We start from the raw sequence: 21,992 nt of genomic DNA on the forward strand, positions 1-21,992 counted from the left end.
ACCGGGGCGTCCATCGAGAGAACAGAGGAGTTCATCCGTGGCCAAGAACCTGCAGGAGCTGATCGACGGGACCAACCCGGTGCAGATGCTGCGCAACTCGCAGATCGGTTCGTACATCTACCCCGTCGTCCCCGCCGATTTCGAGAACTGGATCAAGGAGCAGCAGGCCTGGCGTCAGACCGCCGTGCTGTTCGATCAGTCGCACCACATGGACAACGTGTTCTTGAAGGGCTCGGACGCCATCGCGCTGATCAGCGACACCGCGATCAACTCGGTGGCGAACTTCGCGGTGAACAAGGCCAAGCAGTACGTTCCCACCACCTCGTCGGGACACGTCGTCGGCGACGGCATCCTGTTTCGCGAAGCCGAGGACGAATACGTGTACGTGGGTCGCGCGCCGGCCTCGAACTGGCTGCTGTTCCACGGCGAGACCGGCGGCTACCGCAACCTCGACATCACGGTCGACCGTCGCTCCCCCTCCCGCCCGTATGGCCACCCGGTGACCCGGGACTACTACCGCTTCCAGATCCAGGGGCCCAACGCCTGGGCCGTGATCGAGAAGCTCAACGGCGGCGAGCTGGAGAAGCTCGGCTTCTTCAACATGTCGACGATGAAGATCGCGGGCAAGTCCGTCCGCACGCTGCGCCACGGCATGGCGGGCGCCCCCGGCCTGGAGGTATGGGGCCCCTACGCCGACCACGACATGATCCGCGACGCCATCGTCGAAGCAGGTGCGGAGTTCGGCCTGGTGCCGGTGGGGTCGCGCGCGTACCCCTCGAACACGCTGGAATCCGGCTGGATCCCCTCTCCGCTGCCGGCCATCTACACCGGAGAGCCCGAACGCGCCTACCGCGAGTGGCTCGGCGTCGACAGCTATGAGGCGACTGGCACGCTGGCCGGGTCCTTCGTCTCGCAGGACATCGAGGACTACTACATGACCCCGTGGGAGCTCGGCTACGGCTCCTTCGTCAAGTTCGACCACGACTTCATCGGCCGCGATGCCCTCGAGAAGATCGACAAGGACACCCAGCGCCGCAAGGTCACACTGGCATGGAACGCCGAGGACCTCACCCGGGTGTGGGGGTCGCTGCTGAACGTGGATGGCCCCAACTACAAGTTCTTCGACCTGCCGCTGGCCAACTACGGCTCGGCCAACTACGACTCGATCATCGACGCCGACGGTGCCGTGGTGGGATTGTCGATGTTCACCGGCTACAGCGCCAACGAACGGCGCGGACTCTCGCTGGGCGTCGTCGACCCCAACGTGCCGGAGGGCACCGAGCTGAAGGTCGTCTGGGGGGAGCCCGACGGCGGAACTTCCAAGGCATCCGTTGAGCGCCACGAGCAGACAGAAGTGCGGGTCGTGGTCAGCCCGGTGCCGTACTCGACGGTGGTCCGGCAGTCCTACCACGGGGGCTGGCGAACCGGCTATCAGTCCTGAGCCCCGCGGCACGAGGCCTGAGCGCCTCGTGCCGCCGGGTGCGGCGTCCGACGGTAATCTCGGCAGACGGCCGGCATGCGCACGCCGGCGCCGAAGGAGGACATCCGATGAGTCTGCGCTACGCCCTGCTCGCACTCGTCCGAGTGGGCCCGCAGTCCGGCTACGACCTGCAGAAGCAGTTCGCGGTATCCGTCGGGCACGTCTGGCACGCGCCGGACTCGCAGATCTATCCGGAGCTGCGCAAGATGGAGGCCGAAGGCCTCATCCGCGGCGAGGAGCAGGCCCGGGGCCAGCGCGGCACCCGCCGGATGTACCACGTCACGCCGGCCGGCGACCAGGCCTTCCTGGACTGGATCGCCTCGCCGCCGGAGTATCAGCGGGTCCGCGACCCCGCCCACCTGAGGGCCGCCTATCTGGAATCGGCCACGCCCGACCAGGCCCGCGCGTTCCTGCGCGCGCACATCGCGCAGTGGGAGGGCGAGCGGGAGCAATGGGAGGGCGAGATCCGTCGGATCGATGCCGTCGACAACCCCATGCTGAAGCGCCGCCTCGCCGTCACGCCCGAGGCCGACCGGGAGCGCACGATCGCCTACAAGCGATTCGCGTACGAAGGCCTGGTCGAGCGCGCACGCGGCGAGATCCAGTGGGCGCAGAAGGGACTCGCGCTCGTCGACCGGCTCGGTGTCCCGGCCGCACGCTGACGGTCGACGATCGACCAGTGCGGATGGAGCGGATTGGCGCGCAGATCGGCGACAATGGTGCCGACGATCCCGAGGCTCCGCGGGAGTCAGAGAGGCGATTCCCCATGACGTTCCCGTCCACGCCCCACGTTGAAGTCGACCTCGCTCGCCCTGATCTCGCCCCACAGATCCGAGAGGCGATTCTCGACGGCGAGTTCGCGCCCCATCAGCGACTGATCGAGGCGGACCTGAGCGAACGTTTCCAGGCGACTCGGGCTGCCGTGCGCACGGCGCTGCTCACCCTCGCCAACGAGGGCCTGGTCGAGCGGCTGCCCAACCGCGGCGCCCGGGTGCGGGCGATCAGCGTCGAAGAGGCCGTGGAGATCGTGGAGGTGCGCGCAGGACTGGAGTCGCTGTGCGCCCGCCGCGCGGCCGAGCGGATCGACGAGTCCGGCACGGCGCGGCTGCGTGAGCTTCGAGACGCGATCACGGGCGCGGTCGCGTCGGGCGACCTGGTGGGGTACTCCCGCCTGAACCAGGAGATGGACCGCCAGGTGCGCGAGCTCAGCGGCCACGCCACCGCGGTGCAGCTCCTTGAACGCCTGCGGGCGCAGTCGGCGCGGCATCAGTTCCGCCTCGCGTTCCACCCCGGACGGGCGGCCCAGTCGCTCCCGGAGCACCTCGCGATCATCGACGCCGTGATCGCCCGGGATCCCGACGCCGCCGAGACCGCGACCCGCAAACATCTCGCCGGCATCGTGGAGTTCCTCCGCACGCTGGTGTGACCCGGGTCATCGCGCACGACGGCGGTCCGACGTGGAGCCGGACCGCCGTCGTGGGCGCGGGTCAGCCGAAGGATTCGACCGTGTCGTATCCCTTGCCGTTGTACTTCTGCACGACCACGCTCGACACGGCCGGCTGGCCGTCGGTGGTGGTGTCCACCGCGGTGCCCTCGAGCATGAGCGGCGCCTGGAAGTCGGTGATCGACCGCAGCGCTTCCATGAAGCTCTCGCGCGTCGGCTCGGTCATCTCCATGAACGCCTGCTCGAGGGTCGCCCCGACCATGTAGCTCCACATGCAGTGCGGGAAGGCGGGCATGTCCTGGTAGTCCGCGTACTCCTTGAGACTGGCCAGGAACGTCTGCACGTCCTCGTCCTCGGCGAAGGCGGGACTCGCGGGGGCCTTGGCGAAGGACACCGAGTAGACACCGGGGAAAGCCTCGGCGCCGCCGGGCTGCAGGATCGCCGCGGGGCTGGAGGTGTTGGAGGGCAGGAACCAGCTGGGAGTCCAGCCGAGCTGCTGCGCCTTCTGCAGCGAAGAGATCACCAGCGGGGTGATCGACATCGCATTGAAGAAGACGTCGGCATCGGATGCCGCGAGCTCGGTGAGCTGCCCGTCCACCGCCGTGTCGGTCGCCTCGTAGGTGAGCTCCTCGACGATCTCCACGTTGTCGGCCCCCTCGACGGCCTCCTTGAAGCCTTCGACGTAGCCCTCGCCGAAGTCGTCGTTCTGGGACAGGATCGCCACCTTGTGGTCATCACCGGACGCCACGAGCAGCTCGCCGAACGCCAGCCCTTCGTTCTGGTAGATCGGCACGAAGCCCAGCTGAGACGGGCTCTCGCCGGTGTCGCTGAAGATCGGATCGCCCGTCATGACGAGCACCTGCGGCACCTCGTCGGCGATCGCGGCCTCGAGGTAGGCGCGGTTGGTCGGGGTGCCCAGGCCCGAGGTCATCGCGAACACGCTGTCCTTGAGCTGGTCGTAGTTGGCCTTTGCCTTCTGCGGATCGTACGCGTCGTCGAGGGCCTCGATGTCGACGGTGCGGGTCACACCGTCGCCGAACTCGATCCCGCCCTCGGCGTTGCGCTCACCGAAGTACGCGGTGATGCCCGCCACGGTGCAGGTGCCCGGCCCCGCCGTCGGCCCGCTCAGCGGGGTCGTGATGCCGAGGGCGATCGAGCTGTCCGTGATGCCTGGGCTCGCCGGTGCGGCGTCGTCGGTCGCCCCCGTCCCCTCACCGCCGCGTGCACAGCCGGCGAGCGTCAATGCGAGCGCAGAGCCGAGGGCGACGATGCCCAGCATGCTCCGATGTCTCTTGCTCATGTTCATGACTGATCGTGCCTCTCTGTTTGGGTTCCCTTCGTCGCGGCGGGCGTCGGGACGTCCGTGCTCGAAGTGGGTGGTGCGCCGGGGTGGTGCTCGCGGCCGCCGGCGGCGCGTCGGCGCAGGCGCTGCAGGCGGGCGGGAAGCGATGCCAGCCCGCCGGGGAGGACGAACAGCACGAGCAGGAGCAGCGCGCCCTGCAGGACGGCGGTGAGGCTCGGGTCGACGGCGTTCGTCAGCTGCGGGGCCAGCACGTAGTAGGCGCCGCCGAGGAGCGAGCCGACGATGCTGCCGGCACCGCCGATGACCATCGCCGCCAGCAGCTGGATGGAGTGCCCGAAGCTGAGGGTCTCGGGCGACGTGTACTGCACGACCACCATGTACAGAAAGCCGCTGACGCCGCCGATGAGCGAGGCGATGGTGAAGGCGAGCACTTTGAAGCGGTAGGGCGAGATGCCCATCGACGAGGCGACGGCCTCGTTCTCTTTCACGATGGCGAAGGCGCGGCCGTACTTTCCCCGCACGAGGTTGCGGGTGAGCAGGAACACGATTCCGCCGATCAGGATCACGATGTACAGCTGCCACTGGTCGTCGTACAGACCGGTCCACTCGGGGGCGTCGGAGAACCGGGCCGAGGTGCCCTGCGATCCGCCGGTGAACTCCGACAGCCGTTTGGCCAGCGGCACCCCCACGATCGGCAGCGCGATCGTGACCATGGCGATCGCCAGGCCACCCAGTCGTGCCGCCGCGAGCGCGATGACCAGCCCCACGATCCCCGGGATGAGCACGCTGGCAAGCAGGACGAGGACGATGTTCACGTCGTTGCGCACCCCGTAGGCGGTGACGTACGCGCCGAGCCCGACGAAGAAGATCTGCCCGAGCGACACCTGTCCGGTGTAGCCCATCACCACATTGAGTCCGAGCACGGCGACGGCGAAGACGCCGATGCGGGCGAGCGTCTGATTGGCGAACTCCGGCAGAGCCAGCGGCAGCAGCAGCACGGCGACGACGATCACGAGCGCGATTACCAGCCGAACCCACCGGCGGGAGAAGAAGGCGGAGGAGGCGGGCATCAGACTCGCACCACCGATCTGCGTCCGAACAGACCTTGGGGTCTCACGATCAGCACGATGAAGATCAGCACGAACGGCACAGCGACCTTCAAGTCGTATCCGATGAACGGCACGTACACGGCGGCGAGGTTCTCGAGGACGCCGATGATCCAGGCGGCCAGGACCACGCCGATGGGGCTGGACATGCCGCCGAGGATGACGGCGGCGAGGGCGTAGACCAGCGCCGTGTCCATCATTCCGGGGGTCAGCGTCAGCTGCGGCGCGATGAGGGCGCCCGCCACCGCGCCCAGACACGCGGCCAGGCCCCACCCGACCATCAGCAGCCGGCCGACGGGCAACCCCGAGAAGGCGGCGGACTGCGGGTTCACTGCGACCGCACGCAGCGCCAGCCCGAGCTTCGTGCCGAGGAACAGCCCCTGCAGCAGGAGCATGATCGCGATGATCACCACCGTCGTGCCGATGGAGCGCACGCTCACCGCCGCCCCGAACACCGAGACGGTGTCAAGCGGAAACAGCGAGGGGAACTGCTGGTTGTTGTAGGTCCACAGCCAGCCGCAGACGCCGGTGATCAGCGTGAGCAGCCCGATCGTGACCACCACCGCCGTGTCGGGGTCGCCTTGCTCGAAGCGGCGCATCACGTACCGCTCGATGACCGCGCCCATCAGGAACGAAACCACGACGGAGAGCAGGATCGCGAGGATCAGCGGCACCCCGAGCCCCGCGAACCACCAGGCGATGTAGGCGGAGAGGACCGCCATGCCGCCCTGGGCGAAGTTGATCAGCCCGGTGGCCTGATTCACCAGCACGATGGCGAGGGCGAGGGCCGCGTAGACGGAGCCGAGCGACAGACCGTCCACCACGAGCTGGATGAAGGTGCCCATCTCAGCCCCCCAGGTACGCGCGTCGGATCTCGTCCATGCCCCTGAGCTCGGCCGAGGTGCCCGTGAGGGCGTTGTGTCCGGTCTCGAGCACCGTCGCGGTGTCGACGAGCCGGAAGGCGAGATTGGCGTTCTGCTCGACCACCAGCATCGCGATCCCCGACTCGCGCCTCAGCCGCGCGATCGCGTCGTAGACGTTCTTGGCGGTGGACGGCGCGAGGCCGAGCGACGCCTCGTCGAGCAGCATGAGCCGGGGCTTGGCCATGACGCCGCGCGCGACGGCGAGCATCTGCTGTTCGCCCCCGGAGAGCGCAGAGCCGTGCGAGCGGATGCGTTCACGCAGGTTCGGGAACAGGTCGAGGCAGTACTCGATGTCCGCCGCGATGCCCTTGCGATCCTTGCGCCGGTACGCCCCCACGCGAAGGTTCTCCCGCACCGTGAGCCCGCCGAGGGTCCCCCGCCCTTCGGGCACGTGGGCGATCCCGAGGGAAGCCACGCGGTCGGGCCGGCTGCCGCGGATGTCCTTGCCGTCGAAGCGGATGCCGCCACCGGCGCGCACCGTCCCGCTGATGGCGCGCAACGTGGTGGTCTTGCCTGCGCCGTTGGCACCGAGGATGCCGACAGCGCCGCCCTCGGGCACCGTCAGCGACACACCGTCGAGCACCTGCACGGGTCCGTAGAACGCGGTGACGTCCTCGAGTTCAAGCAGCGTCATCGACGGCCTCCTTACCGATGTACGCCTCGATGACGCGCGGATCGGACTGCGCCTGGGCGGCGGTGCCCTCCATCAGCTTGCTCCCGTGATCGAGCACGACCACCCGGTCGGTCAATGCGGCGATGAGACCCATGTGGTGCTCGACGATCACGACGGTGATGTCGTCGTCGCGGATGGCACGCACGGAGTGGATGAGCTGTTCGACCTCGGAGTGCGGCAGGCCCGCGGCCGGTTCGTCCAGCAGCAGCAGGCTCGGCCGCGACAGCAGCGCGCGGCACAGTTCGATGCCCTTGTGCAGTCCATGCGAGAGCTCGTCGGCAGGCAGGTGCGCCGCCCAGCCGAGGCCGTGGCGCTCGAGCAGTTCGACCGCCTCGGCGCGAAGCCGGCGCTCGGAGCGCACGGTGCGCGGCAGCCGCAAGGACCAGCTCACCGGCCCGCCGGGCAGCCGGGTGTGGGCACCCAGCAGCACATTCTCCAGAACGCTCGAGTGCAGCTGCAGGGCCGGATGCTGGAACGTGCGGGCGAGCCCCCGTTGCGCCAGAGCGGCCGGCGTCGATCCCAGCATCTCCTCCCCGTCGATCGTGATCGAGCCGGAGCTGGGCCGGTAGTGCCCGCTGATGCAGTTGAACAGGGACGTCTTGCCCGCGCCGTTGGGTCCAACGAGACCGAAGATCTCCCCCGGCTCGACCGTGAATCCCACGTCACGCAGCACGGTGATGCCGCCGAACCGGAGGGTGACCTCCTGCAGAGCCAGCCGAGCCGCCATGCTCACCTCCCCGTCGTTGCCACACCGCACACGACGCGAGGCCGGATCCACCCCGCTGTCTGGACGGTACGGAGTCGCGATTGGATTGTCAACGATTTTGGAACGAGTTTTGCAAATCACGGCGGCGAAGAACGGTGCACCCGTAACCTCGCGTCACGCCGCCGGGATGAGCCGCACGGCTGAACTAGGGTTACCGGCATGTCCGTGAACCCGCCTTTCCGCGCCGACATCGTCGGCAGCTTCCTGCGTCCCGAAGCCATCAAGAACGCCCGCGCGCGCCATGCCGCAGGGGAGCTCGACGATGCCGGACTGCGCGAGGTTGAAGACGACGCGATCGCGGCCCTCGTGGCTCGGGAGGCCGCCGCAGGACTGAAGGTGGCAACCGACGGAGAGTTCCGCCGGTCATGGTGGCACTTCGACTTCTTCGGAATGCTGGAGGGAGTGAACGTCGTCGAGCTGGACCACGGCATCCAGTTCCAGGGTGTCCAGACCCGCCCGCTCGGTCTGCGCATCGACGGCGAGATCGCCTTCCCGTCGGCTCATCCGATGATCGAGCACTTCCTCGCGCTCAAGCCGCTCGCCGATGCCGCCGGCGTGGTGCCGAAGTTCACGATTCCGGCACCGACGGTGCTCGACTTCCGGCTGGAGCGCGATGCGCTCGAGGGGTCGGCGTATGCGGGACACGACGAGATCTTCGAGGACCTCGCCGCCACCTACCGCGGGGCCGTGCAGGCCTTCTACGACGCCGGCTGCCGTTACCTGCAGTTCGACGACACCGCGTGGGCCTACCTCTGTTCGGAGGTCGAGATGGCCAAGGCAGCCGAGCGCGGCATCCGCACCGATCATCTCGCCGAGCGCTACGCGGCGCTGATCAACGCGTCCCTGCGCGACAAGCCCGCGGACATGGTCGTCACCACGCACGTGTGCCGGGGCAATTTCCGCTCGACGTGGATCTCCTCGGGCGGGTACGAGCCGGTCGCCGAGCAGCTGCTGGCCGAGACCGCCTACGACGGGTACTTCCTCGAGTACGACAGCGAGCGCGCCGGCGGCTTCGAGCCGCTGCGGTTCCTGCCGCGGGGTGACAAGGTCGTCGAGCTCGGGCTGGTCACCACCAAGTCAGGCGCTCTCGAGGACCCCGACGAGCTGAAGCGCCGCATCGACGAGGCCGCGAAGATCGCACCGCTGGAGCAGTTGGCGCTGAGCCCGCAGTGCGGCTTCGCCTCGACCGAGGAGGGCAACGTCCTGACCGAGGCCGAGCAGTGGGCGAAGATCGAAGAGACCGTCGCGCTGGCCGCGGAGGTGTGGCCCGACGCGTAACCCGCGACGACGGGGCCGGGGTCAGCCCGCGGCATCCCCCCGTCCGGCGATCGCACGCAGCCACTCGATGGTCGCGTCGGTCATCGGATGCGGTGCGTCCAGGGAGTCGAGGAACTCCCGCGCCTGCACCATCTCGGCCTCCCGCCGCACCGCGTGCGTGCGGGTTCCGTCGATCAGGTGGTGCACGGGCTGCAGGTCGGGTGCACCCAGCTCCGACGCGATCTGATCCATCAGCCAGTCCTGGGCGCCGAAGATCTCCGCGGCCGTGACGCTCTCCACGACGACGGCGGCCAGGCCCTTCATGAACACACTGCGCAGCAGCTTCAGCCGTGCCGCAGCCCCCGGCTCGGGGCCGACCTCGGTAGCGGGGATGTGCAGTTGCGCGAGAAGCGGACGCAGCCGGCCGATCCCGGGGCCGCTGAGCAGCAGCGGGGTGTCGATCCGCGCGCGCGGCACCGGGGCCAGGATCGCCACATCCACGAAGGGGATGCCGCGTTCGGCCGCTGCCGACGCGAGCAGTCGCTTGTCGGCGGGTCCGCTCGTGTTCATGTCCGCGTAGACGCTCGAGGCATCCATCGCCGGCAGCGCTTCGGCCAACACGGATGCCGCAGAGATCGCGCCCACCAGGCTCAGCACCAGGTCGGCCCCGCGGACGGCGCGGGGGACGTCGACGGCGCGGTCCACGCCCGCCGGGGAGAGCGAGCCGCGCACGTCGGTACCGACGACCGATGCCCCGCGCGTCGGCAGGTCGCTGGCGTAAATGCTGCCTGCTTCACCCAGGCCGATGACAGCGACCCGCATCATGCCCTCCGCCACCAGACTCCCGCGCCTGTCGTCGTGGGGGCTGCGGCGCCGATCAGGACCGCGAGATCCGTCCGCAGCCGGGGAAGGTCGACCTTGCCGTGCGGACTGCGGTCGAGGGAGTCCCGGACGAACAGATGCCGAGGCCTCTTGTAGCCGGCGAGCCGGGCGTCCACGTGCGCCCGCAGGGCTTCGACGTCGACCTCGGCACCGGTCTCGGTGACGACCACCGCCGTCACCAGTTCGCCGTAGCGCGCGTCCGGCATGCCGAACACGACCGCGTCGACGATGCCGGGGTAGGCCACGAGGGCGTCCTCCACTTCGGCGGGGTACACCTTCTCCCCTCCGGTGTTGACCACGGCGCTGCCGCGCCCGAGCAGTTCGACGGTGCCGTCACCACGGGCCACGGCCCAGTCCCCCGGCATGACGTGGCGCACGCCGTCGATGACGGGGAACGTCTCGCGCGTCTTGGTCTCATCGCCGAAGTACCCCCGGGGCAGGGTGCCGCGAAAGGCGAGGACGCCGCGCGCACCCGGGATGTGCTGCACGTCGCGCAGCTCGTCGTCGAGGACGACCGCGCCGGGCAGCAGGCGCAGCTCCCCCGGCAGGTCCGCGGCGGATGTCGTCTCGTTGACGGCGTAGGGGCCGCCCTCGGTCGAGGCGAGCAGGTCGGTGATCGTGATGGCGCCTCGTGCGTGCCACCGGCGCTTGACCTCCGGGCTGAACCGCATGCCGGAGCTGATCATGGACCGCACGCACCCGAACACGTCCAGCCCTGCCCGCTCCACCGCCTCGACCAGCGGCAGCGCGACGGAGTCCCCTGCCACGATGATGCGCGTGGCACCGGCCTCGACGGCGAATCGCACGGCCGCGTCCGGATCGAATCGCGGCGATGAGGTGACGAGCACCGTGCCACCCAGGGCGAGGGTGTTCATCGAGGTGAACAGGGCCGTGCCGTGCATGAACGGCGACAGCGGCAGAGTGACCACAGGCGGCCGCGCCGCATCGACTGCGACCGCGACGGCATCCGCCATCGCCTCCGGCATGGACAGCCCTGCCGTGGTGTAGATCGAGTAGCTCTGCACCGCGAAGATGTCCTCGCCGCCCCATACAACCGCCTTCGGCCGTCCGGTCGTGCCCCCGGTGTACAGGCGCAGCTCGCCCCCCTCCGGCGCCCTCGCCGGCAGCTCACCGCCCCGCGCAACGATCTGCGCCCACGCGGCCGCCTCGGGCGCCGGCCCGTCGTCGATCGCCACGATGTGCGGCGCGTCGGGCAAGCCGGCGACGGCCTCGCGGACCACCTCCTCCAGAGACGTCGGGTACACCAGCACTCGGGCCCGGGAATCCTCCAACAGCGCCCGCACCTCGGGCGCGCGGTACCGATAGTTCAGGGGCACCGGCGCGATCCCCGTCGCGAGGCACGCGAACAGCGCCACGACGTATTCGGGACGGTTGTAGAGCAGCAGCGCGACCGCATCGCCCGGCTGCACGCCCAGCTCCCGCAGATAGCCCGCGAAGGCGCCCGCCTCGGAACGCAGCCGCCCGTACGTCATGGTCTCGGTCGGCGTCACGATCGCGGCGCGGTCGGGCAGCGCGCGGGCCACCGCCTGCCACACGTCGCTGTAGTGCGCCTTCATGCGAGCCCTTCCGTTTCGCACCGGCTGCCGCGCCGCTGCACGGCCGCGTGACCGCCGCGGCTAGAGCGCCCCCGCGGTGCGCCAGCCGCCGTGGTACTCCTGGCGTGCGGTCTGGGCGTAGGGCACCGGGCTGACGACGGCGCGGACCGCGATCTGCTCGTGCGGCTCCACGGTGGCCTTGCGCGAGCCGCCGTCGGGCTCCCCCCAGACCACCCGCACCTCTGCGCCGATCGGCACGCCGCGGTCGACCGTGGCCAGCGACAGCCCTCGCCGCTCGTTCGCCGTCACGCCGGTGAAGAGGGACAGCCCGACGGTGTCACCGTCGGCATCGATCACGGCGTCGTAGTTCGACGAGCCGTAGTTGGCATTGGGCAGATCGAAGAACTGGTAGCCCACGCCGTCTCGGTCGATGACACTCGCGAGGATGCGGGCGAGGTCTTCGTCGTTCCACGCCAGCGTCACCTTCTTGCGCTGCACCTCGGGGTCGACCTTCTCCAGCGCGTCCCGCCCGATGAAGTCGTGGTCGAACTTCACGAACGACCCGTAGCCCAGTTCCCACGGCGTGAGGTAATAGTCCTCGATGTCGTCCGAGACGAACGAGCCGGCGAGCGCGTTGATCGCCTCGTAGCTGTTCGCGGGCAGCCACTCGCGGTAGGCGCGCTCGGCCTCACCGGTGTAGATCGCCGGCAGCGGCGAGGGGATCCAGCCGGATTCGAGCGTGTTCGACGAGTACGCGCGCGAGCCGCAGGGCTCGATGCCGAACTCCCGGCCGGCCTCGAGCACGGCGTCGCGGATCTTCTCGGTGTGCTCGTACGGCCCCCAGATCTCCAGGCCCGGCGCCCCCGCCATGCCGTGCCGCAGCGTCCGCACCCGCTCGCCCGCGATCGTGAGGTGCCCCATGTGGAAGAACTTGACCTTCTCGAGGGGCCCGCCGTTGAGCCGCTCGATGATGTCCCAGGCGTTGGGCCCTTGAATCTGGAAGCGGTAGTAGTCGCGCTTCACCGCCGCCCCATACGGGCGCGAGGGCGAGCGGTCGTCGTAGCGGAACTCCACGTCGTAGCCGCCGGTCTCGGCGTGGAACTGCAGCCAGTTCGCCACCGGCGCCCGACCCACGTAGACATACTCATCCTGCGCCAGGTGGAACAGGATGCCGTCGCCGATGACCCCGCCCGCCGCAGAGACCGGCACGAACTGCTTCGCGGTGTTCACGGGGAAGTTCGCGAACGAGTTGATGCCCGTGTCGCTGAGCAGTTGCAGCGCACCCGGTCCCGACAGGAAGAAGTTGACCATGTGATGGGTCTGGTCGAACAGCACCGCGGTGTCGCGCCACGCCTTCTGCTCGCGTCGCCAGTTCGTGAATTCCGCCGGAACGACGGGGTAGATGTAGGTACCGAGCTGCGAGTCGCGAAGCATCTGGACGATGTTCCCCTTCTCGTCCAGCAGATCCTGCAGGGTGCGTGCCATTGGGGTTTCCCTCTCGACTTCGTCGTCTGATCGGTCTAGCCGTGATCGTACGGAGACCATTTCCCTCTGTCCATAGTGGTTCTGGTCGCCATGATTGTAAACAAAATCTTGACCACGTCACGCGCCGTGTGGTTCGCTGATCGAATCGCCCGACAGGAGTGGACATGCCCGGCAGCACCGCCTCGATGCTCGTGATCAGCGCACACGCCGGCGACTTCGTCTGGCGTGCCGGCGGGGCCATCGCGGCCGCCGCCGCCCGCGGCGAGCGGGTGAGCGTGGTCTGCCTGAGCTATGGCGAGCGGGGCGAATCGGCGAGCCAGTGGCTGCTGGGCAAGTCCCTCGACGAGATCAAGGACCTGCGCCGCACCGAGGCGACGGCGGCCGCGGCCGCCCTGGGCGCCGAGATCGAGTTTCTGGATCTGGGCGACTATCCGTTGCGGGAGTCCCCCGAGGCCGTCGCCGTGCTGGTGGACGTCTACCGCCGCGTACAGCCGACGGTGGTGCTCACCCACACGCTCGCCGATCCGTACAACGGCGACCATCCGGCCGCCGCGCGCATGGCCCTGCAGGCTCGGGTGCTCGCACAGGCGATCGGCGTGGCGGGCTCTGACGGCACGATGCCGACGAAGGACGAGATCATCGGCGCCCCGCCGGTGTTCTTCTTCGAGCCGCACCAGCCCGAGCAGTGCGGCTTCTCGCCCAATGTGCTGCTGGACATCACCACCGCCTTTCCCGCAAAGCGCGCGGCGATGCAGGCCCTCCCGGCGCAGCAGCACATGTGGTCGTACTACACCGACCTCGCGGTGCGGCGGGGCGTGCAGCTCAAGCGCAACGCCGGACCGAACCTGGGCCTTGCCCACGAGACGATGGGCGAGGCGTACATGCGCTATCTCCCGCAGGTGACCGGAGTGCTGGAGTGACGCACGTCGTGGTGACCGACATCGAGCGGGCGGATGCCGCGACGGCCGCCGCCTTCGCCGAGTTCGGCTCTGCCACCGCTCACGAAGCGCTGGGGCGCACCGGCTACGCGGGGTCGCAGATCCGCCCCATCCAGCAGGGCGCCGCCATCTCGGGAACCGCGATCACCGTCCGTCTGCCCCCAGGGGACAACCTGATGGTGCACGCCGCGATCGAACAGGCCCGGGAAGGCGACGTCATCGTGGTGGTCCCGACGGACGGCCCCGCCCACGGGGTCATCGGCGAGCTCATGGCCACGCAGATGCAGGTCCGCGGCGTGCGGGCCTACGTCACCTCAGGCGGCGTGCGCGACACCGAGGAGCTCCGGCGCATGGGCTTCGCGGTGTGGACCGCACACGTGAGCGCGGAAGGGACCGTCAAGCAGGCAGCCGGGTCGGTGAACGTTCCGGTCATGCTCGGGTCCGCCCACGTGCACCCCGGCGACATCGTCGTGGCCGACGACGACGGCGTCACGATCGTGCCTCGGGATCGCGCGGCAGCCACGCTCACGGCGGCCCGCGAGCGCGCAGATCGGGAGAAGGCGAACCGCGCGCGCTACCGCGACGGTGAGATCTCGATGGACATCAACCGCCTCCGTTCCGTGCTGGATCAGGCCGGGGTGCGGTACGTGACGCAGACGGAGCATGACGGTGCCGGGCGCTGACCCGCTGAGAGACGGCATCCGCTGCATGCTCATGCGCGGCGGCACCTCGAAGGGCGCGTTCTTCCTCGCGGATGACCTGCCCGCCGACGATGATGTGCGCGACGACCTGCTGCTGCGGATCATGGGCAGTCCCGACCGGGCTCAGATCGACGGCCTGGGCGGCGCGCACCCGCTGACGTCGAAGGTGGCCGTCGTCTCGGCCTCGCCTCTGGCCGACGTCGACATCGACTACCTGTTTCTGCAGGTCGGTATCGACGAACCGGTCGTCGCCGATCTGCAGACCTGCGGCAACCTGCTCGCCGGTGTCGGCCCCTTCGCGCTCGAGCGCGGGCTTCTCTCCGCGCCAGGCGAGGAGTGCACCGTGCGCATCCGCCTGCTCAACACCGGCGGCGTCGCGACGGTCACCTTCAAGGCCCGGGACGGCGCCCCGACCTACGACGGCGATACCGCCATCGACGGCGTCCCCGGCACGGCGAGCCCGGTGCTCATCGACCTCGCCGGCGGCGGCGGGCCGCTGCTGCCGACCGGGCAGGTGAGCGAGGAGATCGACGGGCACCGCGTCACCCTCATCGACAACGGGATGCCGGTGGTGCTGCTGCAGGCAGACGAATTCGCCGTGGCCGGTGACGAGGACCCGGTGGACCTCGAGCAGCGCGCCGACCTGCGTGCGCAGCTGGAGCGCATCCGACTCGAGGCGGGAAGGCTCATGGGACTCGGCGATGTCGCGGCGCAGACCGTCCCCAAGCTCATCCTGCTCTCCGCCCCCGCAGCCGGCGGCGCCGTCTCGACGCGCGCGTTCATCCCGACCCGCGTGCACACGTCGATCGGCGTGCTCATGGCGGCATCCGTCGCTGCCGGCATCCGCATCCCCGGCGCCGTCGGCTCCGACCTCGCCCGCCTCGAGGCGGATGCCGTCGGCACCGACATCGAGCACCCCTCGGGCACCTTCCGCGCCGAGGTGACCGTGGCCCAGGATGAGCAGGGACGCTGGCAGGCGTCGTCGAGATCGATCCGCACCGCACGCAAGATCTTCGACGGCACGGTGTACCCCCGTCCGCGCCCCTAGGACCGTCAGAGAGGACGCCCCATGGCCACCAGTGAGAACTTCGACATCGCCCACCTGGGTGGCGTGGAGCTGTTCACCCCCAAGTTCGAGGAGAGCCTGCATTTCTTCCGCGACCTCCTCGCGATGCGCGAGGTCGCCCGCATCGGCGACTCGGCCTACCTGCGCTGCTGGGACGAGTACCAGCTCTACACCCTCAAGCTCACCGCCTCGGACACCAACGGCGTCGGCCGCACGCTCTACCGGGCCTCGGGACCCGAAGCCCTGGAGCGGCGGGTTGCGGCGATCGAACGCAGCGGGTTGGGTCACGGCTGGCGCGATCCCGAGGTGGGAGTGGGGCGCTCCTACGAGTTCGAGGACCCGGACGGGCACCTCATGGCCCTGCACTACGACACCGAGCTGTACGTCCCTGACGACGAGGACCGCCCAGCGCTGAAGAATCAGGCGTCGGCCTTTCCCGGCCGTGGGGTGAACACCCGGAGGATGGACCACATCAACTACCTCGCCGCCGATGTGACGGCGGCGGGTGAGTTCTGGAGCGACGTCATGTGCGCGCGCGAGTCCGAGCGGGTGCGACTGGATGCCGGTGGCTACGGCGCCCGATGGTTCCGGTTCAACCAGAAGTCCTACGACGTGGTCTACTCCGACGACTGGACGAAGCAGCGGGGCCGGTTCCACCACTTCGCCCTCGCACCGGACACCCGCGAGGACATCCTGAAAGCCGCCGACATCTTTCTCGAAAACGGGGTGTACATCGAGTACGGGCCGTACAAGCACGCGATCAACCAGACGTTCTTCCTCTACGTCTGGGAGCCGGGTGGCAACCGGATCGAGCTGGCCAACGCCGGCGCCCGCCTGCTGCTGGACCCGGACTGGCCGACCGTCGAGTGGTCCCAGGCCGAGCGCGCCAAGGGACAGGCGTGGGGGATGAAGACGATCCCGACCTTCCACACCCACGGCACTCCGTATGTGCAGGATCAAGAGGAGCTGGATCGCCGGGCGCTCGCGGGCGAACTCTGACGCCGCGGGTCAGCGCAGTGCCGCGGCACCGCTGCGGTCGAGCAGTCGACGGAGCCACTCCGCCCGAGCGGCGCGGGCGCGGCGACTGATCTCGGCATCGGGGGCCAGCGCATCGAATCCGTGTGCGCCGCCCGGCCAGACATGCAGCTCCGCGTCGCCTCCGCAGGCCCAGGACCGAGCCGCATAGGCGACCACCTCGTCACGGAAGGTCTCAGCCGATCCGACATCGAGGAACATGGGCGGGAGATTCGACAGATCGCTCGCTCGGGCGGGCGAGGCGTAGATCGCCACGTCGTCGCGGTCGGCACCGAGGTAGGCGTTCCACGCCGTCTCGTTGGCCACGCGGTCCCACGCGCCGACGCCCGCCATCTGGTCTGCCGAGCCCGAGTCGTTGCGGTCATCGAGCATCGGGCACACCAGCAGCTGTCCCAGCAGCGATGGTCCGCCGCGATCCCGGGCGAGCAGCGCCGTGGCCGCCGCCAGCCCGCCACCGGCGCTGATGCCACCGACGATGACACGGTTGGGGTCGAGGCTCAGCGCATCGGCGTGCTCCATCAACCAGACCAGCCCTCGGTAGACGTCCTCCACAGGCACGGGGTAGGGGAACTCCGGCGCAAGGCGATACTCGATGGATGCCACGGCGAGCCCGAGGTCCTGAGCCGTCCCGGCCAGGGCAGGCAGATCGTCGGCCGCGGAGCCGACCACGAGCCCGCCGCCGTGCACGTGATAGAGCACCGGCAGGCGCGCGCCGCGCCTGCGAGGACGCAGGAGCAGGAGCGCGATGCCGGGGGCGTCCCCCGCCGGGACGAGGTGGCGGGTCAGCGCCAGGCTCCCGCCGAGCGTGATCTCGTACTCGCTCGGTGGCACCGCCCGCTCGCGCAGCTCGGCTATGCCCTCGGGGCGCAGCGAGGTGACCACGTCGTCGGTGGTGCGCAGCGCGTGCGCCACGTCCGGATCGAACGCCGGGGGCGCCCCCGGGCCTTCCCTCATCCCTTCACCGAGCCCTGCAGCAGCGCGGCGACGAACTGGCGCTGGAAGACGAGGAACACCAGCAGCGTCGGAGTGAGGATCAGCAGCGATCCGGCGCACAGCAGCGGGACGTCGGTGCCCCACTGCCCTTGGAAAGCGCCCAGCGCACCGGCCATCGTGCGCTTGGTCGGGTCGTCCACGAGCACGACGGCGAGCAGGAACTGGTTCCAGGTCCACAGGAACAGCAGGATCGCGAGCGAAGAGAGCGCGGGGACGGACAGCGGCACATGGATGCGCCAGAACAGCTGCCAGGTCGTCGCGCCGTCGATGCGTGCCGCTTCGGAGACGTCCTCGGGCATGTTGACGAAGTGCGCGCGCATCCAGGTCACCGCGAACGGCATGAACAAGCCGATCAGCGGGAGGATGATCGCCCATCGGGTGTTGAGCAGCCCGAGATCCCTCATCTGGTAGTACAGCGGCACGATGATGCCCTCGAACGGCAGCGTCAAACCCAGAATGAACGCGATGAACACGATCCGTCCGGCGAACGGCTTGAGATGGCCCAGGGCGAAGCCCGCCAGCGTCGCGATCAGCAGCGCAACGGGCACCACGCCGAGTTCGATGAGAACGCTGGACCACAGCAGCTCCAGCATCCGCGCGGATTGGAAAGCCAGCACGAAGTTGTCCCAGTGCGGCTGGGCCGGCCACACCAGACCGCCCGGATACGTTCCCGGTTCGTGCAGTGCGGTGATGAACAGGCTCACGAACGGGAGGATCGTGATGACCATCAGAAGGATCAGCAGCGCCCGCCCGAGCCAGGTCTCGCGTGCGGAGACGATCATCCGTCGCGTCCTCTCAGGATCCGCTGCATCGGCAGCACCACGAGCAGCACCAGCACCATCAGCACGATCGCCAGCGCTGACGCGGTGCCGATCTCACGCTCGAAGAACGCCAGGTAATAGATCTGCAGGCCGGGCACGAGCGTGCTGTTGGCCGGCCCTCCTTGGGTCGAGATGTAGATGATGTCGAAGCTGGCCAGCGCCGAGATCACCGTGACGGTCAGCGCCACCGCGATCTCCTGTCGCAAGCTCGGCAAGGTGATGGAGAAGAACTCCCGCACCGGCCCCGCCCCATCGATCCGCGCGGCCTCGTACAGGGCCGGGTCGATCTTCGTCATGCCCGCCAGCAGCAGCAGCAGGCACAGCCCCAGCTGCACCCAGGCACCGATCACGCCCACCGCCGGCAAGGCGGTCTGGGTGTCTCCGAGCCACGCCCGCGTGAGCCCGCCCAGTCCCACCAGCTTCATCAGCTGGTTGACCATGCCGTCGGTGGACAGCTGCCAGGTCCACATGATGCCCGCCGCCACCAAGGGGATGACCTGTGGGAGAAAGAGGACCGTGCGCGCGACGGTCGCGAGCCTGCTCGTGGCGATGGCACGGATGAGGTTCGCGGCGAACAGACCGATGACCACCGGCACGATGCTGAAATACAGGATCAGTTCGAAGGCGTTGAGGATCGACCCGACCAGGGTGGCGTTGTTGAACACCTCGACGTAGTTCGCGAACCCCGCCCACGTCGCCGGCCTTATGCCGTCCCACCGGTACATCGAATACTGCACCGACCGCACGATCGGAACCAGCACGAAGGCGATGTAGAACACCGCGGCCGGCAGAACCAGCACATAGGCGGCAACCGACCATGACCAGCGCCGCCTGCGCAAGGTCCTTCGCCGGGCGGCCGACGGCCCGCGACCGGCTGCAGCGCCGTCGGGGCGCGGCGGCGCTGCAGCCTGCTCAGAGGTGGACATCCGTCAGTCGGCGAGTTCGTTCTCGTAGTCCGCCTGCACAGCGCTCAGCAGCTCGGCGGCCTCCACTTCACCGGCGACAAGCCGCTGGACGTTCGGCGTCCAACTCTGGGCGTAGATGCCGCCTGTGGCGTTGGCGATGAAGTCCATCGCGCCGTTCTGCTCATTGATCGCGGTGCCTGCCTTCAGCGTGGCCTCCGTGACGGAGCCCTCGGCCACCTCGGGCATGAACGCGTTCGCCGGTCCCATCGGGTGCGAGCCGCCGACCTCGACGGTGATGGTACGTGCCTGTTCGTCGGTCGCGACCCAGTCGAAGAAGAACGCGGCGCAGTCCGGGTTCTCGGCGAACGCCGAGATGCCATATGTCAGCGGCGCCGACATCGCCCCCTGCGCGCCGCCCTCTTCGAGCGGTGGCATCAGGAAGAACCCCGCTCCCCCGGGCATCTGAGTGTCGAGGTTGCCCGATTCCCAGTCGCCGCTGAAGATGAACAGGCTCTCGCCGCCGATGAAGCGGCTCATCATCTGCGAGTAGTCCATCGAGTTGACGTCGGGGGCGAAGTAACCCGCTTCCACCCAGCGCTGCAGATGCTCTGCGGCGGCGAGGTTCGCGTCGGTGTCGATCGTCGCGTCCGCCTTCTGATAGATCCAGTCGTTGATCGGCGCGGTCTCACCGTACGACGCCATCAACCCCTGCAGCGGGAAGAGCAGTCCGCCCGTGGCACCCCCGTTGAACTGGGCGATGGGGGTGATGCCGGCATCCTTGGCTGCCTGCAGGTAGCCGTCGAACTCCTCGAGGGTGCGCGGAGCCTGGGTCATGCCGATCTGCTCGGCGAGCGCGGTGTTGTAGAACACCCCCGTCATCGAGAAGTTCAACCCCATGCCGTAGAGCGGACCGTCGCCGCGGCGCCCCTCGTCGTCCACCCGCAGCTGCTCGAGCTGCGACTCGGGCCAGTCGGTCCAGCCGAACGCCTCGGCGTAGGGGTCCAGGTCCATCAGCAGGCCGCCCGACGCGAGCTCCGACATCTGCGGCAGGCGCATGAGGTCCGGCGGCGAGTCCTGCAGCACGCGGGGCGCGTTCTGGGTGAGGACGGCGAACTGGTCTTCGCGGATGTCGAAGGTCACGTTGGGGTACTGCTCGGTGAACTCCTCCGCGAGCACGCTCGGCAAGGGGAAGCCCGTCTCGGCGTACATGCTGAGCTCGACGTCCTCGTCGCCGCAGGTGGGCGCCCCGTCGGCGAAGTCGGGCCTCTCGGACTGCTCGGGGGCCGCGGTCCCCCCGGGCGGCGCACACGCCGTGACGGCGAAAGCCGAGGCGAGCAGAACCCCCGCCACTGCCAGGGGACGCATTCGAAGATCCTGTGATCGAGACACCGGTGTCTCCCTTCATCGTGGATGGTGCAGTCAGGGCGCGAAACGTCGGGAAAACGTGCTAAATCGCGTTAGCAATGTCATGATGCTCTGCGTGCCCGACCTTTGTCAACGGCCCGAGCGGCCGGGGGGCGGGCGGGTGCGCGGATAGGATCGTCGCGGAACGGAGAGGCTGTGGGTCGAGGAAGAGTCAGGCTGGCCGACGTGGCCCGCGCAGCCGGAGTCTCGCGCACCACGGCATCCCTCGTCCTGTCAGATCGCGGCGACGAGCTGCGCATCTCCGCGGCGTCGCAGGAGCGGGTGCGCCTGGTGGCATCCGAACTCGGCTACCGCCCCAACGTCGTCTCGTCGGAGTTGCGACGCGGCTCCAGCCGCACGATCGGTTTCATCTCCGACACCATCGCCACCTCGCAGCTCGCCGGCGACATGATCAAGGGCGCCCTCGGCCATGCGCACCGCAACGGGTACATGCTCTTCATCGGGGAATCCGAAGGCGACCTCGATGAAGAGGAGCGCATCATCGAAGCCATGCTCGACCGGCAGGTCGACGGCTTCGTGATCGCGTCGATGTTCACGAGGGAGCGGCCGCTGCCGTCGAATCTGAAGGGTCAGTCAGCGGTGCTGCTCAACGCGCTGCCCGAACGCGCACGAACGGTGCGCGCGGTGATCCCCGACGAGTACACGGCGGGACGCGACGCAGTGGAGCTGCTGCTGCGCGCCGGCCACGAGCGCGTGCACCTGATCGGCGCCGGGCCGGAGCAGGCCGACGTTCCTGCGCAGACCGTCGCCGGGCGCGAGCGTCTCGCCGGCATCCTCGATGCCCTGGCGGATGCCGGACTGGCGCCGGCCAGCGGGCACCTGTGCCAGGTGTGGCTGCCACAGGACGGCTGGAAGGCGACCGCCCGGCTGCTGGCGACGGGCGTGCGGCACGAGGCGCTCATCACCTTCAACGACCGGCTCGCCTTCGGTGCCTACCAGGCGTTGCAGGAGGCAGGCATGACCGTGCCGTCGGACATGTCGATCGTGTCGTTCGACGATCACCAGCTCGCCGGCTGGCTGCACCCGGGGCTGACCACCTTCGCCATCCCCCACCATGAACTCGGCCAGCGCGCCATCGAGCTGCTGCTGGATGAGGCCCTCCCCGAAGAGAATCCGGTCGAGCGGCTGCGCATGCCGGCGCGCATCAGAGGTTCGGTGGGCCCGCCGGGCCACCCCGCTCACGTCAGCGGAGGCACTGCGCCGCCGGGGTGAGACGCGCTCGGCCCGTGCGCC

General features: G+C 69.1%; 21 protein-coding genes. 9 read left to right on the plus strand and 12 right to left on the minus strand.

Features of this window, described 5'->3' with window-relative positions:
- Window positions 1–37: 37 nt before the first annotated feature.
- The 3 genes from ligM (QNO21_RS14165) (at window position 38) to QNO21_RS14175 (ending at window position 2,906) form a co-directional block, all read left to right on the plus strand.
- Complete coding sequence (gene ligM / locus QNO21_RS14165) at window positions 38–1,441, plus strand: vanillate/3-O-methylgallate O-demethylase (RefSeq protein ID WP_257518475.1); 1,404 nt, start codon at window positions 38–40, stop codon at window positions 1,439–1,441.
- Window positions 1,442–1,548: 107 nt separating this feature from the next.
- On the plus strand, window positions 1,549–2,142 hold the full coding sequence (locus QNO21_RS14170) for a PadR family transcriptional regulator (RefSeq protein WP_257513601.1): 594 nt from the start codon (window positions 1,549–1,551) through the stop codon (window positions 2,140–2,142).
- Between the two features lie 104 nt (window positions 2,143–2,246).
- Window positions 2,247–2,906 (plus strand): GntR family transcriptional regulator, encoded by a 660-nt coding sequence (locus tag QNO21_RS14175; protein ID WP_257518476.1) that lies wholly within the window; start codon window positions 2,247–2,249, stop codon window positions 2,904–2,906.
- A gap of 61 nt (window positions 2,907–2,967) precedes the next feature.
- Here QNO21_RS14175 and QNO21_RS14180 read toward each other — a convergent pair whose 3' ends face one another.
- The 5 genes from QNO21_RS14180 to QNO21_RS14200 are packed head-to-tail and all read right to left on the minus strand — an operon-like array spanning window position 2,968 to window position 7,656.
- The gene (locus QNO21_RS14180; RefSeq protein WP_257518477.1) at window positions 2,968–4,224 is read right to left on the minus strand and encodes an ABC transporter substrate-binding protein; all 1,257 of its coding nucleotides are present in this window, start codon (window positions 4,222–4,224) and stop codon (window positions 2,968–2,970) included.
- Window positions 4,225–4,226: 2 nt separating this feature from the next.
- Entirely contained in the window at window positions 4,227–5,297 is a 1,071-nt protein-coding gene (locus tag QNO21_RS14185; RefSeq protein WP_257518478.1) for a branched-chain amino acid ABC transporter permease, read from the minus strand.
- Window positions 5,297–6,178, minus strand: a complete 882-nt coding sequence (locus tag QNO21_RS14190; RefSeq protein WP_257518479.1) for a branched-chain amino acid ABC transporter permease — start codon at window positions 6,176–6,178, stop codon at window positions 5,297–5,299. Before QNO21_RS14190 ends, QNO21_RS14185 begins: the two co-directional genes overlap by 1 nt.
- Window position 6,179: 1 nt before the next feature.
- The gene (locus tag QNO21_RS14195; RefSeq protein WP_257513596.1) at window positions 6,180–6,890 is read right to left on the minus strand and encodes an ABC transporter ATP-binding protein; all 711 of its coding nucleotides are present in this window, start codon (window positions 6,888–6,890) and stop codon (window positions 6,180–6,182) included.
- Window positions 6,877–7,656, minus strand: a complete 780-nt coding sequence (locus QNO21_RS14200; protein WP_257518482.1) for an ABC transporter ATP-binding protein — start codon at window positions 7,654–7,656, stop codon at window positions 6,877–6,879. The genes QNO21_RS14195 and QNO21_RS14200 overlap by 14 nt, the downstream gene beginning before the upstream one ends.
- A gap of 198 nt (window positions 7,657–7,854) precedes the next feature.
- On the opposite strand from QNO21_RS14200, the gene QNO21_RS14205 reads away from it, so the two are divergent.
- Window positions 7,855–8,973, plus strand: coding sequence for a 5-methyltetrahydropteroyltriglutamate--homocysteine S-methyltransferase (locus tag QNO21_RS14205; protein WP_257513594.1), 1,119 nt, complete (start codon window positions 7,855–7,857; stop codon window positions 8,971–8,973).
- A gap of 21 nt (window positions 8,974–8,994) precedes the next feature.
- Here QNO21_RS14205 and QNO21_RS14210 read toward each other — a convergent pair whose 3' ends face one another.
- From QNO21_RS14210 to ligM (QNO21_RS14220), 3 genes are read right to left on the minus strand one after another with little or no spacing between them, the layout of a single operon-like run.
- Window positions 8,995–9,777, minus strand: a complete 783-nt coding sequence (locus QNO21_RS14210; protein ID WP_257518484.1) for an NAD(P)-dependent oxidoreductase — start codon at window positions 9,775–9,777, stop codon at window positions 8,995–8,997.
- Window positions 9,774–11,411 carry an AMP-binding protein gene (locus QNO21_RS14215; protein ID WP_257518486.1) on the minus strand — a complete coding sequence of 546 codons (1,638 nt, stop codon included), beginning with the start codon at window positions 11,409–11,411 and terminating at the stop codon, window positions 9,774–9,776. The genes QNO21_RS14210 and QNO21_RS14215 overlap by 4 nt, the downstream gene beginning before the upstream one ends.
- 60 nt (window positions 11,412–11,471) lie before the next feature.
- Window positions 11,472–12,875, minus strand: a complete 1,404-nt coding sequence (gene ligM / locus QNO21_RS14220) for a vanillate/3-O-methylgallate O-demethylase (RefSeq protein ID WP_257513591.1) — start codon at window positions 12,873–12,875, stop codon at window positions 11,472–11,474.
- 164 nt (window positions 12,876–13,039) lie between these two features.
- Here ligM (QNO21_RS14220) and QNO21_RS14225 point away from each other — a divergent pair, with 164 nt between their 5' ends.
- From QNO21_RS14225 to QNO21_RS14240, 4 genes are read left to right on the plus strand one after another with little or no spacing between them, the layout of a single operon-like run.
- A complete protein-coding gene (locus tag QNO21_RS14225; RefSeq protein ID WP_257513590.1) occupies window positions 13,040–13,795 on the plus strand; it encodes a PIG-L deacetylase family protein in 756 nt (251 codons plus the stop codon).
- A complete protein-coding gene (locus QNO21_RS14230) occupies window positions 13,792–14,496 on the plus strand; it encodes a 4-carboxy-4-hydroxy-2-oxoadipate aldolase/oxaloacetate decarboxylase (protein ID WP_257513589.1) in 705 nt (234 codons plus the stop codon). Before QNO21_RS14225 ends, QNO21_RS14230 begins: the two co-directional genes overlap by 4 nt.
- Window positions 14,483–15,562, plus strand: a complete 1,080-nt coding sequence (locus QNO21_RS14235) for a PrpF domain-containing protein (protein ID WP_257513588.1) — start codon at window positions 14,483–14,485, stop codon at window positions 15,560–15,562. The genes QNO21_RS14230 and QNO21_RS14235 overlap by 14 nt, the downstream gene beginning before the upstream one ends.
- 21 nt (window positions 15,563–15,583) lie before the next feature.
- Window positions 15,584–16,579, plus strand: coding sequence for a VOC family protein (locus QNO21_RS14240; RefSeq protein WP_257513587.1), 996 nt, complete (start codon window positions 15,584–15,586; stop codon window positions 16,577–16,579).
- Between the two features lie 9 nt (window positions 16,580–16,588).
- Here the strand turns inward: QNO21_RS14240 and QNO21_RS14245 are convergent, their stop codons facing one another.
- Genes QNO21_RS14245 through QNO21_RS14260 form a run of 4 tightly spaced genes read right to left on the minus strand, consistent with a single transcriptional unit; the run spans window position 16,589 to window position 20,699 of the window.
- A complete protein-coding gene (locus tag QNO21_RS14245; protein ID WP_257518487.1) occupies window positions 16,589–17,527 on the minus strand; it encodes an alpha/beta hydrolase in 939 nt (312 codons plus the stop codon).
- Window positions 17,528–17,565: 38 nt separating this feature from the next.
- Window positions 17,566–18,390: a carbohydrate ABC transporter permease gene (locus QNO21_RS14250; RefSeq protein ID WP_257514959.1), complete on the minus strand. Its 825-nt coding sequence runs from the start codon at window positions 18,388–18,390 to the stop codon at window positions 17,566–17,568.
- Window positions 18,387–19,355 (minus strand): carbohydrate ABC transporter permease, encoded by a 969-nt coding sequence (locus tag QNO21_RS14255; protein WP_257514960.1) that lies wholly within the window; start codon window positions 19,353–19,355, stop codon window positions 18,387–18,389. The genes QNO21_RS14250 and QNO21_RS14255 overlap by 4 nt, the downstream gene beginning before the upstream one ends.
- A 3-nt stretch (window positions 19,356–19,358) precedes the next feature.
- A complete protein-coding gene (locus QNO21_RS14260; protein ID WP_257514962.1) occupies window positions 19,359–20,699 on the minus strand; it encodes an ABC transporter substrate-binding protein in 1,341 nt (446 codons plus the stop codon).
- Between the two features lie 225 nt (window positions 20,700–20,924).
- On the opposite strand from QNO21_RS14260, the gene QNO21_RS14265 reads away from it, so the two are divergent.
- On the plus strand, window positions 20,925–21,971 hold the full coding sequence (locus QNO21_RS14265) for a LacI family DNA-binding transcriptional regulator (RefSeq protein ID WP_257518488.1): 1,047 nt from the start codon (window positions 20,925–20,927) through the stop codon (window positions 21,969–21,971).
- Window positions 21,972–21,992 lie beyond the last annotated feature (21 nt).

Source organism: Microbacterium sp. zg-Y818 (assembly GCF_030246905.1).
GTDB lineage: Bacteria > Actinomycetota > Actinomycetes > Actinomycetales > Microbacteriaceae > Microbacterium.